The sequence below is a fragment of the Coleofasciculaceae cyanobacterium genome, from assembly GCA_036703275.1.
Classification (GTDB): Bacteria; Cyanobacteriota; Cyanobacteriia; order Cyanobacteriales; family Xenococcaceae; genus Waterburya.
The window spans coordinates 111,834-125,100 of the sequence record DATNPK010000053.1 but is presented as its reverse complement, the minus strand read 5'-3'; the positions used below and the strand labels follow the sequence as shown (position 1 = coordinate 125,100).

The 13,267-nt window shown below is 37.9% G+C and carries 12 protein-coding genes and 1 pseudogene; 6 read left to right on the top strand and 7 right to left on the bottom strand.

From position 1 onward, the window contains the following. Positions 1-110: helix-turn-helix domain-containing protein (locus tag V6C71_09950; GenBank protein HEY9768803.1), on the bottom strand; the 110-nt coding region annotated here is incomplete at its 3' end. A 125-nt stretch (positions 111-235) separates the two neighbouring features. On the opposite strand from V6C71_09950, the gene V6C71_09945 reads away from it, so the two are divergent. The 3 genes and pseudogenes from V6C71_09945 (at position 236) to V6C71_09935 (ending at position 984) form a co-directional block, all read left to right on the top strand. Next, positions 236-352 carry a type II toxin-antitoxin system RelE/ParE family toxin gene (locus V6C71_09945; GenBank protein ID HEY9768802.1) on the top strand — a complete coding sequence of 39 codons (117 nt, stop codon included), beginning with the start codon at positions 236-238 and terminating at the stop codon, positions 350-352. A gap of 10 nt (positions 353-362) precedes the next feature. After that, positions 363-662, top strand: a complete 300-nt coding sequence (locus V6C71_09940; GenBank protein ID HEY9768801.1) for a HigA family addiction module antitoxin — start codon at positions 363-365, stop codon at positions 660-662. 181 nt (positions 663-843) lie between these two features. Beyond that, positions 844-984 (top strand): annotated as a pseudogene (locus V6C71_09935) (hypothetical protein). Positions 985-1,184: 200 nt separating this feature from the next. On the opposite strand, the gene V6C71_09930 reads toward V6C71_09935, so the two are convergent. After that, positions 1,185-2,804, bottom strand: a complete 1,620-nt coding sequence (locus V6C71_09930) for a type II secretion system protein (protein ID HEY9768800.1) — start codon at positions 2,802-2,804, stop codon at positions 1,185-1,187. A gap of 718 nt (positions 2,805-3,522) precedes the next feature. After that, the gene (gene ribD, locus V6C71_09925) at positions 3,523-4,620 is read right to left on the bottom strand and encodes a bifunctional diaminohydroxyphosphoribosylaminopyrimidine deaminase/5-amino-6-(5-phosphoribosylamino)uracil reductase RibD (protein HEY9768799.1); all 1,098 of its coding nucleotides are present in this window, start codon (positions 4,618-4,620) and stop codon (positions 3,523-3,525) included. A gap of 188 nt (positions 4,621-4,808) precedes the next feature. On the opposite strand from ribD, the gene V6C71_09920 reads away from it, so the two are divergent. Genes V6C71_09920 through V6C71_09910 form a run of 3 tightly spaced genes read left to right on the top strand, consistent with a single transcriptional unit; the run spans position 4,809 to position 6,450 of the window. Then, complete coding sequence (locus V6C71_09920) at positions 4,809-5,048, top strand: hypothetical protein (protein ID HEY9768798.1); 240 nt, start codon at positions 4,809-4,811, stop codon at positions 5,046-5,048. Between the two features lie 19 nt (positions 5,049-5,067). Continuing rightward, positions 5,068-5,943, top strand: a complete 876-nt coding sequence (locus V6C71_09915; GenBank protein ID HEY9768797.1) for a phosphodiester glycosidase family protein — start codon at positions 5,068-5,070, stop codon at positions 5,941-5,943. A 36-nt stretch (positions 5,944-5,979) separates the two neighbouring features. Beyond that, on the top strand, positions 5,980-6,450 hold the full coding sequence (locus V6C71_09910) for a DUF29 family protein (protein ID HEY9768796.1): 471 nt from the start codon (positions 5,980-5,982) through the stop codon (positions 6,448-6,450). Positions 6,451-6,474: 24 nt separating this feature from the next. On the opposite strand, the gene V6C71_09905 is transcribed toward V6C71_09910, so the two are convergent. From V6C71_09905 to V6C71_09890, 4 genes are all read right to left on the bottom strand, one after another. Then, complete coding sequence (locus V6C71_09905) at positions 6,475-7,920, bottom strand: CIA30 family protein (protein ID HEY9768795.1); 1,446 nt, start codon at positions 7,918-7,920, stop codon at positions 6,475-6,477. A 143-nt stretch (positions 7,921-8,063) separates the two neighbouring features. Continuing rightward, positions 8,064-9,119 carry a glycosyltransferase family 2 protein gene (locus V6C71_09900; protein HEY9768794.1) on the bottom strand — a complete coding sequence of 352 codons (1,056 nt, stop codon included), beginning with the start codon at positions 9,117-9,119 and terminating at the stop codon, positions 8,064-8,066. Between the two features lie 390 nt (positions 9,120-9,509). After that, positions 9,510-11,012, bottom strand: a complete 1,503-nt coding sequence (locus V6C71_09895; protein ID HEY9768793.1) for a SulP family inorganic anion transporter — start codon at positions 11,010-11,012, stop codon at positions 9,510-9,512. A 244-nt stretch (positions 11,013-11,256) separates the two neighbouring features. Then, positions 11,257-13,083 (bottom strand): response regulator, encoded by a 1,827-nt coding sequence (locus V6C71_09890; protein ID HEY9768792.1) that lies wholly within the window; start codon positions 13,081-13,083, stop codon positions 11,257-11,259. Between the last annotated feature and the right edge of the window lie 184 nt (positions 13,084-13,267).

Below are 13,267 nucleotides of genomic sequence, written 5' to 3'. Positions count from 1 at the left end.
TTATTGAGAGCAAAATTCCACCACCAGCGAGAACAACCCATAGCACCTGCTAGTTGCTGCTTTTGCTCGTCAGTCGGATAAATTCGTACTTTCTGTGCTTGTCTAATCATTATTACCATCATATCATATAATGATAGAATTACTCTAGATAAATAATCCGCACTCTAGTTCTAGTTCGTTATCATCCCTTACTAAACTTTGTTACGTCGCTTTGAGGGGGAATTCTCACTTACAAATGTTAAAAGGAGATAGAAAAGGAAAATATAGTATTAGAATTAACCAACAGTGGAGAATATGTTTTGTCTGGAATCAAGGTAGTGCCAACAAAGTAGAAATTGTGGATTATCACTAAGGAGAAATAAATGGACGATGAACAATGGTTAAAAAATCCGACGGTGGGAGAAATATTAAAAGAAGAATTTATATTAGAAATAGGAATGAGTCAAAATGCTTTAGCTAAAGTGATTGCCGTACCCTCAAATAGAATTCATGCAATAGTCAACGGTACAAGAAGAGTAACGGCAGATACAGATTTAAGATTATGCCGTTATTTTGGATTATCGGAAGGATATTTTTTGAGATTACAAAATGCTTATGAATTGATGGAAGCAAAGAGGAAATTAGGAAAAAGCCTCATAGAAATAGAACCCTATGCCTCATAAAAGAAAGCAAAAATTAGCTAAAGATCGCTCTAGACTAATTTTTGTACCCAAGTTTTATAAAATTGCTTAATGGATTGGTTTTTGATTCTTTCTCTGCTTTAGCTACCTCTTATAGAAATAGTTAATTATAATTAAAAATTAGTTTATGAAAATACTCAAATATTGATCGTCAACTCATCCAGGAGAAATGTTACTTAAAGAGTTTTTAGAGCCAATGCAAATTACTCAGCAAGCACTAGCCCTAGCAATTGGCGTACCCTATCAAAGAGTAAACGAACTGGTAAACCAAAAAATTAGTAATGTCCGTGTCATACCAATTTAATTAGAAAGCGAGACACAATACAACACATTATTGTCATTGTAGTAAAGGCGAACGGCCGTTCGCCCCTACTCTAATATTAATCTGCGGTAAAGACAGTTTAATTTGATCTTAAAAACGTAATAAACAATAATTATTGACTCATGAGTTAGGTTGGGTTGAGTTTTTATGCCTCAACCCAACTTACCAAATCTTTTATTATCTTATTGTGGGTTGGGTTTACCCGTACTAGGATTGCACTTACCATCAGAAAAACAACTAGGAGCAAATTTCTTTTTAAACACATCTGATGTGACAACAAAGATATTATCTTGCAGATCAAACCCTGGATTTTTGTTCCCAGTAATCGCACTACCGTCATTATTCCTGTCAGGATAAAGTTGACCTACTTCAAAAGCAATAATACGCTGATCGTCTCCTAAAAGTTTGAATGCGTTCCTCTGTGCTGATGTCAAACTTGATGCTGCTGTTGATGCCAAAAAACTATCTATTTCTGAAGAAGAAGTTGGAATTTTAAACGTTGTTGTAAGGCTATTAGGATCACCACTTACAGGAATTGCCATACCTTGGTCATACAAAAACTTTCCTAAAGATGGCTGATCTCCTGGATCGAGTAAATTTCCATTATTATTCGCATCGTAACCTCCATAATTCGTGGGAATTTCATAACCTTTTTTAAAAAATTGAACAGTTTGATTTAAATCGCCTTTAACTCTTGGTTGATTCCTAGGTGAACTACAGCCCACAAGACTTGGGTCGCAATCGCCATTAAAAGTTATCGGGTTACCAAAATCTATGGCGTGAGATACTTTGACAGTCGCTGAAGAAGGATTAAGATCCAAACTGCCCGTACCTGGATTTCCTCTGCTATTACAATTTGAAGGATCAAAAGGAGAAGGAAAAGGAGTAGGAGTAGCAGTGATCACTAGCGGTAGAGCAGTATTAATTGCTATAGGTTGGGGTTGTTTATTAACATCTTGAGTCCAGGAGGTAGTATCAGCATTTAGGTTGGTAGTATTCGTCCCAAAGTTAGTTTGCATATTCCAGTTACTATCCGCGACACCTGATTGACATCCATATTTACCCCCCAGGTCTTTAAAACTCCAAGTAACAGAATTGTTTGTATCTGTTTTGTTTCCAAGAGTTTCTCTAGCTCTAGCTACAACCTGAGTGTCATTGGTTTGGCTATCATTATTTACGCCACTAGCAGTTTTGGTTTGTCCTGTGAGAAATAACTGCGCTGTATTAGCACCAGTAATACAAGCATAAAAACCAGTAGGAGTAGCTGGTGTCGATGGTGTCACTGTTCCACCAGAAGTACAAGGTGTGGCTACAGTCGTATTATTGATACCATCAATTAAGGCTTGTTCGCCCCATGCTCCAGTAGTATAATTTCCCTTTGCGTCTAATGGAGGTCCCCATCTGTATAAAACTTGAGGTCCTTTCCAATTTGTACCGCTATTGGACTTGAGATAATAAACTATTTTTCCTGTAGAGCTTATTTCTGGAATGTTTAGTACTAAAACTACAGTTTCTACACTAGGATTAAAAGTCTTACCAGAACCAGTAGCATCTGTTTCAATATTTCTAGCTCGTCTAACTTCATCAGAAATAAAATCTAAAGCACGAGAGTTTTCAGTTCTAGCTTGTACTTTAGAATTTTCACTTTGAGTAGTTCCTAATACTGTCATCAAACCAAAGCCTAACGCGCCAATGACAAAAATACTCATAACTAAACCAACAAGTAGTTCGGTTAAAGTAAAACCAGAATTTAAATTAAGTTTATTTTTTTTTAAAAGTTTGTAAACCTCTTTATTTTTCATATTAGGGAAAGTTTTTTATATATCAAACTAAAAATATTTATTTACTATCTAAGCGAATTTTTATACTAAATCGGATTTATATAAGTCAGTTTCATGACCAAGCATAAACTTGTTTAAGTCCCCTAAGCTTGGGGGATTTAGGGGGCATTTAAAAAGTAACCTCTGCGAACATAATTTAGTATTATTAGCAAATTTAAAAGTATTTAACTTTACCTACAATTGTCTCCATTTATACTATTACCGTCCTAATATAATTGGAAAAATTAAGGAGTGTAAATTCGTGAAGACACTGATTTTCAGGTAAAGCTGAGATAAATATCAGGTAAATTACTTTGGTTTTGAAGCTATTAGCTAATAGCTGTTAGCCGTTAGCTTTTTAGAAAAAATTTAGTTAAGCAACCCAAGTTTAAAAGTCCCCCAAGTTTGGAGGATTTAGCTGGTTAAACATCAGTAGTTAAGGCAAAAAAACAGCTCATTTTATAAAATCAATAGATGTTTCAGTGGGATGAGCAAAAAGCACAAAATTAGCAGAAAATTGAAAAGTTATCTTCAAGCTCAACAAAAACTAGTAGCGCGTCTAAATTAATTTATTGGGTATTAAGAATTATTTTCAGCCCCCTAACTTCCAAGCTTGGGGGAATCAGCCCCGCATTTTAGCCTAGACACGCTAATAGAGTAGGAACAAAGAAATGACTAATTTTTGCTCGAAGTATTCCAGTTATGAGCGTATGTAACCTTCAATTAAAATATCAGAATCGATCGCTTGAATTTCAATTTCTTTTAATTGCAGTGCATCAGTCATCAGATTTAAACCCAAATCGCCAATGGGAGATGGTGCAGATGTTCCACCAATGATTTTGGGGGCGATAAATGCCATTACTTTTTGAATTGTACCATCGGCGATCGCTCTTGCTGCCAATGTTCCGCCACATTCCCATAGAACTTTGGATATTCCCTGTTGGTATAGATGTTCCATAACTATTTTGGGAGTAAGTGCAGCAGCGGTAATAATATCTACTCCTTTAGTGTTCAATTCTTTTTGCAGTGTAGAGTTATTATTATTTTCGGTGAAGATTACTGTTGGTGCAATATCGGTATTCCATAGGTTGCAGTCGCTGGGTAAATCTAGACTGCGACTCATCACAACTCGCAGAGGATTATGTTCGCTTACGCCGTGGGTGGTTAAGTTGGGGTTATCTTGACGTACTGTGTTTCCTCCAATAATTACCGCATCGCAAGTACTTCTTACCTGATGTACTAAATGTCGCGCAGCTTTTCCCGTTACCCAAGCACTATGTCCTGTTGTAGCAGCTATCTTACCATCCAAAGTCATAGCATATTTGAAAATACCAAAAGGCTGTTGATGAAGTATGCGATGGATAAAGGCTTCATTGAGTTGGCGACAGGCGGTTTCTTCGACACCAACTATTACTTCTATTCCTGCATCTCGTAGTTTTTGGATTCCTCCTCCCGCAACACGAGGATCGGGATCGACCATTCCCGTAACTACTTTGCCTACCTGTGCTTTAATCAAGGCTTCGGAACAAGGTGGTGTTCTACCATAATGGTTACAGGGTTCTAGATTTACATACACCGTTGCACCTTTGGCTTGTTCTCCTGCATTTTTTAAGGCAAATACTTCAGCATGGGGTTGTCCTACTCCTGGATGGAAGCCTTCACCGATAATTTCACCATTTTTAACTATTACTGAACCGACTAAGGGGTTAGGCGAAGTTCTTCCTGCTGCGCGTTGTGCCAACTGCAAGCAGTTTTGCATCATTTTGCGATCAAAAGCCGATATTTCTAGTTCGTTCATGGTTAATTTTTTAATTATCGTTGCAGTCAAGAATATGAAGCTGGGATGAAAATAATTGTTCTAGGTATATTCTCAGTCGTCATTTATCAACATAGCGGATATAACTGCGGGGATAGCTGTAGGTTGTCTTAGATATATTGAACAATCTTTGACATTGCTTCAGCAAATGCTCAAAGGAATGTAATTTCGTGATCGAAATAAATATTATTAGTGCTAGTCCTGGTATTCGTACCCAGGAGCAAATTTTACAGCTAATTCAAGCCAGAAGCACAGGGATAACAATTAAGGAAATGAATAAAATCCTCAATCGTCCTATCTCAATGATTCAGATTCATCTCAAAGACTTAATTGCTACTAAAGCTATCTTTACTCGTGAAAATAAGGCTGGGGTAGGTTTGATTTACTATCCTAATAAAAGTGCCAGCTAGTAAGAAAAAATTATTATATATGAAACAGCCTGGACGGGTTATTACAGCTTTAGTTTTTTTGGGCATGGTTTTATCTCTTGCCGTAAGCTTTCAGGCTCAATCAACATCGGATAAGCAGATCCACTATCAAACTATCGAGCGATCGCAATATACTATTCATACGGTTACTATTCCCCACAACAGTAACTATTTAGTTAGTCCTGCTCTATCTGGTGAACTACAAGCTATCCCAGAATTTGCCTCAGATAAGCAGGATAAGATAGTGGCGGCGATTAACGGTGGTTATTTCGATCCCGTAAATCAGAAGACTACTTCCTTTATTGTTCAGCAATCCCAGATTATTGTCGATCCGCGCTTTAATGAAAGGCTGGTAGATAATCCCGATCTCAAGCAATACCTAAGAAAAATATTTAATCGTGCTGAATTTCGTCGCTACACTTGTGGCTCGAAGACGCAATACGATATTCAGCTACATTTATCACCCATACCTACTAATTGTACCTTAATTGAGTCTTTAGGGGGAGGCCCTGGTTTATTACCTCAAGATAATTCCGTAGCCGAAGGATTTATCGCCTATCAAGATGGGAAAAAGATTCGTGATGCGATCGCTAATGAGAGTTTAAATGCCAGAAGTGCGGTAGGTATTACTAAAAAAGGTGATGTGATTTTGGCGATGGTGGCGCAGCAGCCAGATCAACCCTTAAATTCGGGTATAACTCTTCCAGAACTTGCTAATGTTTTATCTAGCCTTGGGGTGGTTAAAGCAATGAACCTTGATGGAGGAAGTTCGGCTTCTCTTTATTATGATGGTCAGGCGATTTACGGCAGGGTAGATTCAGAGGGAAATGAGATCCAAAGACCGATAAAGTCTGTTTTGCTGGTAGTTAAACAATAGAATTATGATCGGTGAATTAGTGTTTATTGTCTAAACATGGAAGAATTACTAGAACTAAAAGAACAAATAGTCAAGGGAGATTTAATTGCTGCGTTAGCTATTGTTGATGAGCTAGAAACTATAAGCCGTCAAGATAAAATTAATACCTTGGAAAGTTTTTTGGTAGTTTTGCTGGTTCACTTAATTAAAATTCAAGTAGAGCAAAGAGTAACTCGTAGCTGGCGTAACTCAATCATCAACAGCGTAACGCAGATTCAAATTAGGAATAGGTCAGGTAAAAAATCTAACTATATATATGAATGGGATGAACATTATCAAAACAAATTATTCACGGCAATTAGACAAGCTGCGGAAGAAGTTTTTGATGGGATTGAGATTGAAGAATTAGAATCACAAATAGATTATAGTCAACTGCAAAAAGATGCCAAAAAGCTGTTGACAATTACTTATTCACAAACGGAGAGAGAAATTGTCAACTTTATTAGAGATAAATACATTATTTCCTAAAATGGCGATCGCATTTTACTTCAATCAATCATCTGATTCTAAATTACTAAATAGCTCGATCCAGTTAGTTTCACCTTGCTGTTCTTCTTTTACTTCAAAAGTTTTATTTACCGCTTCGGGTAAGTTCATTGCCTGGATACAGAGTTCGGCTATGGCATCTCTACTTACTTGTCCTTTTAGGTTATCTCCTTGTTCGGCATAGAGAGTCTTATCTCCAGGTTGCTCGGTTAAGGCGCAGGGACGAACAATAGTATAGGTTAAACCACTAGATTTGATGGCTTCTTCTCCCCGCAGCTTCCAGGTTAGGATTCCTCCTAGCTGCTCATTCATCCGCACCGCAGGAGGTTCTGCTTCTAAGTTAATTCCTGGACGATTAGGACGAGTTACTCCTGCCGAACTTATTTGAACTAACTGAGGTTTGGCTTTACCTCCGTAAGCTTTGATGTACTCAACCTCTAGCTGAAAAGAACCTGCTTCAAACTTGGGATTTAGTTCGCCATCGTATTCAAACTTACTTAACATCAACTGCATCGAGTAAACTTTTTCAGAATCTAATTGAGTTGCTGACTCAACAGTTTTGGCACGAAACACGGGAATCAAATCCTTAAAAGGAATACGAATAGTGGTCGCGAAGTCATAAACTGTATCAAATGAATAACAATAACCTATCCCGTCCCATTTACCTTCGCAGCGAGTAATAAATTTATAGCGTTTTCCATCCCCTACTACTTTTAGTTCAATACCTTCATAATCTGATAAATCCATTGGGGGCTCAAAATTGCGAGTGCGTACTGAGGCAAAACCACCATTGTTATCCGTAGAGACAATACCTGAAAAAACCGCTTTATTGTCTAATAAACGAAAATTGCTTTGACTTACTCCTCCCATGACCACATCGTCTACTGCACCCCAGATTTCTTTAAGATTGAAGCTAGGGCTAGTAAAGTCAAAAATTATTTTATCTGTAGCAGCCTGAATGTATTGTGAGACAAGCTGGACTAAATTTTTAATTCCCTCATATTCAACTAGTTCAGGTGTATCTACCACCTCTGGTAAATAGAACTTAATCCCTTGGTAATATTTTTCTCGCGTTGGTGTATCTCCTTCGACTGGCTGTACTTTTGTCCCCGTACAACAAATTACCGCGTTGACACCCTGCATTATTGCTGGATTGAGAGTTTCGGGAATAGTTATATCTGCTTCAAATAACTCTACTTGCTCTCCTAAAATTTCTTTGGCTTTGGCTGCGTTTCTAACCAAAGCTCTAACGCGATAATTTTGTGCGAGTAACTTTTTGGTTACCCGTTTACCAACTCCACCCGTTGCGCCTGCTACCAGAATTACCATATTTGTATGTCGATTAGATTGTGATTGGCTAGGCTGAAATAGCCGTTGCCAAAAATCAATTTTAGGAATAATCTCAAAATAAGTTAAGGTCTGCCAAAATCTACCCAAGTCCCAATTAGCCACGATATCCTACAAAAGTTGCGATCTACTTAGAAAAATAAACGTCATCATTTTTAGCTTAATCTTTAATGGGATGTCATCATATACTACGATAGTTGCAATTAGTTGTTAAGTAGCTGACTAAGAAGATATTTTAACCGTCAATTTTACCAATAATTGGTAATCACTTCGCCATGCAGCTTGCTATTGGCACGAATAAAGACAACCAGGTCAACTATAAATGCCAAAGTAGCGATCGGAATTCGTAACAAGGCTTTAAATAGAGAATGGTTTTTTAAAGACCTATAGCGACGGAAAACTAAAGAAATTGGAATAATCCACCAGCTTCTTTTTGGTATAGAATTTTTGACAAAATCGTTGAGCCAGAAATGGTTTTCTGAATTCATTTTGGCAATTAGCTTACCCGCTGTTAGCTTTTGGTTACATCTTTCTTGGAAATAACAAGTTAGAAAACTATTAATCACTATACCAACGACAACTCTAACCTCATGATTAATCAATTCCCAAGGATTGGTGTAAGCTGCAAAAATGTGAGATGCTTCTGTTACCCTGACAATTCTTTTGTCAAAAGTAGGATTTTTTAGGGTAAAGTTTTCACTAATGACCATTTGAGTTAAAAACCCATCTTCTACGGGCAAACCTGCTGGCATCCACATACTACGTAATACTGAGGCGCGAGCGCAATAAAGTTGTCCACAAATATATAATTGACCTTCATTAGAAGATTTGGAAACTGCTACCGAAAGCTTTTCCAGAAAGTTCTTATTCTTTTTTAATTCAACATCTTTGATTGGTCGATCTAGAGAGATCCAATACTCGGGATTTTGTACTAATATGTCTAGCATTTTGGCTAATGTATCAGGAGCATATAGTTGAATATCCGCATCCATCAAACAGAAGAAATCAGTATCGTCAGCCGAAAATTGATGGACAAATAAATTCCAAGCATTACTTTTACCTGGTTCATTTACTTGACAAACTTTCCACTGAAGTAAATCTGGATTTGCCTTTGTGGCAAGCTTGGTTAAAATTTCTTGTGCTACTTCTGCCGTATTATCTGTGCAGCCATTAGGAATAACGATAATTTCCACAAAATTTTCGCGATTGAGATCTTGCAGCCAGCTTTGCTGCCACAGCGAACGCAACAAAATGGGCAGAGAATCTGCTTCGTTATGAGCAAGAATACCAATACTGAGCTTCATAATTATGCTTTTATATCTACGGTAATATATCAACTAAAACTTTATTTTTTGACAACAAAATTAGGTAACATTGAATGTATGTTGACATATTTAGCAAGTGATTATGTCTTACCAAAGACCAAGATATGTTAATCTTAGCAACAAATATTGTTGACAGATACGGCTATAAAATTTGAGCATATAATAATAAATATTTGGATGAGAAAATAATTAAACTTAAATGATTAAGTCCCCAATTGCGATCGCTATTAAATGATCTTGCAAAACAATTATTAGTCTATTTGTCATGTTTTCAATTTAAAATTGTGATTTGTCCTTATTTTGGTGCTTATTTGCTGAGCGATTGTTGACCCTCACTTAAATTTGCTGGAAAATGTCAAGATTGCACCATTAATGACTGGCTAAGTCTTCTAGAGAGTCTGATTTGTCATGTACTGCCAACCTATCAACTAAAGTTGCACTAGCCTCATTTAATCCGACCACTTGAACCTCTGCACCATTACGGCGAAAATTAAGTACTACTTTATCTAGTACAGCGATCGCCGATTGATCCCATAAATGAGCATGAGTTAGGTCGATTTTGACCGACTCAACGTCTTCTTTAAAGCCAAAAGAGTTGAGAAATTGATTAACTGAGACAAAAAATATCTGACCACCAACGTTGTAAACTCGCTTTTCTTTTTGGGGGTCAATCAGGCTATCGACAAATACCAACTGAGCAATCTTGCGGGAGAACAACAGCGCGTTTAAAGCGACACCGCTGAACACTCCCACCGCTAAGTTGTGGGAAAAGACCGTCATAACTACAGTAGTGATCATGACGGCAGTTTCGCTACGAGGAATTTTGCGCAGTTGCTTCAGAGAAGACCAGTTAAACGTACCGATAGACACCATAATCATGATTGCGACTAATACTGCCATCGGAATTTTTTCCACCTGTGTTCCCAAAAACAGCATGAAAAGTAACAGAAAGACTCCTGCACTAAGAGTCGAAAGACGAGTTCGTCCTCCAGACTTAATATTGATTACCGACTGACCGATCATGGCGCAACCAGCCATTGCGCCGAATAAACCACTGACAACGTTAGCTATTCCCTGACCATAGGCTTCTTGGTTCTTATTACTAGGGGTATCAGTTAGATCGTCTACTACATTGGCAGTTAGAAAAGACTCTAATAAACCCACTAAAGAAATAGCGATCGCATAAGGAAAGATAATCTGTAGCGTTTCCCAGGTAAAAGGTACTTGAGGAATGCTAAAGCCAGGGAAAGTAGCGGGTAATTCTCCGCGATCGCCAACAGTAGGAACACCGCTATTAGCAAATATCGAGATCGGCGTAATTACCAGAATTGCGACTAAAGGAGAAGGAATAGCTGTAGTCAAGCGGGGCAGTAAATAAATAATTGCCAAAGCACCAGCTACCATTGCATAGATGGCGAAAGAAGCATTTTCTCCCGTTATTTCTGGTAACTGAGCCATAAAAATCAAGATAGCTAAGGCGTTGACAAACCCAATCATCACGGCGCGAGAAACAAATTTGAGCTGATTCGCTAGTTTGATTACGCCCCATAATAGCTGGAGAATACCTGCCAACACTGAAGCAGCAAATAAATACTGTAATCCATCTCTACCACTTTCGGTTACTGATGACACCAAAGGATACATTAACAAAGCAGTAGCAGCAGTAGCAGCGGAGATCATTCCTGGGCGACCACCAAAAATAGCTGTAATGATGGCAATAATAAAAGAAGCATAGAGTCCTATTTTGGGATCGACTCCTGCAATGATGGAAAAAGAAATCGCCTCGGGAATTAAGGCCAGAGCCACCAGAACACCGGCTAATAAGTCTCCTCGGTAGTTTCCTGTCCACTCTTTTAGTTTAAATAGCTGCAAAAGTTTTTCTCCTGCCGTACAACACAAACTGCGCCATCATAATTATTTACCATTTAGCTGTTTGATAAAGTTTTTAAGCTGCGTCAATGCTTTAAATATTATTAAAGATATTACAACCGTAGTTAATATTTGTTCGTCAATAGCGGTCTGATTTCTAGAGTTACGGGCTAAAAACCGCAGACTGATATTTACTCATTTTTACTCATTGTGACCGTAGGTAAACGACAAAAACCCAAACTGATATTTAATTAGATTCCAAGGGAAATTTGAGCCCAAACATAGTTCTTTGGGAATTACTTTCAAATTCGACCGAAGCATTGAGCGTTTCTGCCAGTTTTTTGACCAAGGTTAATCCTAAACCTGTGCCGCCGTTTTTCCTAGAATTTTCGTGAGGAATACAATAAAACTGGTCAAAAATCAGCTTTTGTTCTTCTGGGGAGATTTCTATACCCGTATTGATAATACGGATTGATACTTCAGACTTTGTGACCAGAGTTTGAAGTATGATTTCACCATCTACTGGAGCATATTGATAAGCGTTGTTGAGCAATTCTTGAGTAATGCGCTCTAGAATTGCCAGATCGGCAAAGATCTGCAACTTTTGGGTAGCTAAATCCAGAATTAATTTTCGTTGTTTTTTGATTGGTTTTAAATATGGTCTAATCAAATTGGTCAGCCAAGGGTTAAGTTCAATCAATTCAGGTTGAACAACTTTAGCTTTAGCGTCTACATAACAGATCGTCAGCAAATCGTCGGTTAGTTTTTTTTGTCGTTGGCATGATTGATAGAAAATTTGGAGAACTCTTTTGAACAGTGGAGATTGTGAAGGATTTTGTTTGGTATTGAGCAGATTTTCGAGGGTTTGAGCCGCTAACTGAATGCTACTCATGGGAGCTTTTAATTCATGGGAAACAGTTTTGAGAAAATCATCTTTGATTTGGTTAAGCTTAGCCAACTCGGCAACCTGGCGATTAGAATTGGCGTATAGTCTCGCCTGGCGGATTGCGATCGCACATTGAGAAGCTACCTGCTGCATCAGACGAATTTCTAAAGAGGTAAATAATTCTCCTGGGGGTTTGAGTCCCCAAAGATTACCAATAATATTGCGATCGTCAAAAATAGGACAGGCAAGGCGAGTCACCTGAATCCCTTGAGGATTAAACTGGGGAATCGGTTCAACTAGCTGTATAGGATATTTTTGTAATAGCTGTTGATATAGTTCGGGAAAATCATTAATTTGCCTGGTTTCTCCTTGGCATGAGGGTAAAGTAACGTTGTGTTCATAAACAATAGTTGCCGTTACCTGCTGAGCATCATAAAGCTCAACCTGACAGCTACTAAGATTGAGGACTGTGGCTAGTTCTTTGGTAGCTACTCGTAGACAGTAGGTTTCATCGAGGCTATCACGCAGTTTATCAGTAATACGTCTAATTAGGGCCTCAAAATTTAGCGTCTGCTGTAGTTTTTTATTTTGTGCTGCTAAAGCCTGACGCATTCTCTGTAGATTGAGGTGGGTTTGAATCCGAGCTAAAACCTCTTCTTGTTCAGTCGGTTTAGTGATATAGTCAACTCCTCCCAGCTTAAAGCCTTGAACTTTATTAACTGTTTCCGAAAGAGCCGTTAAAAAAATTACGGGTATCTCTTTGGTGGATGCTTGAGCTTTGAGCTGACTACAGGTGGCAAAACCATCGATATCAGGCATCAACACATCTAACAAAATTAGATCGGGAGTTTGAGATTGGGCTATTTGCAGTGCGCTTTCCCCATCTTGTGCCAGTAAAACTTTGAACCCTGCGGTTTCTAGATAAGCAAATAATACCTGTAAATTATGAGGGGTGTCGTCTACGATTAAAATTGTTGCCGAAGTAGTTGTTAGGTTGTCTGTTTTTGAAGCTCGATCTTCAATTTTTGTCTGTAGGGCAAAATCTTTCAAATCATAATAGTTTAATTTATCTGCTGGCTCTAGTTTTGATTTTTGGTTAACTAAAGAATTTTCTCCAGACTCACTTCTAAGCAGTCTTGTTAAGTTTGGATAACTGGTGCGGGTTAATAGTTTTTTATAGGTCAACATAGAAAGCGCTCGCTATTTGTAGTAGTTTGAAAAACTGGTTTATTAAAAAACTTTTTTGGCAATATTTGGCAATGATTTTCAATGATTTTAGTCTAGTTCTTTAGCAAGACGTTACAAATATTTATGATTTAGTAGTGGATTGATCCCGATCCGTTTTAGATCTTGCTGTATAAAAGTCCCCTAA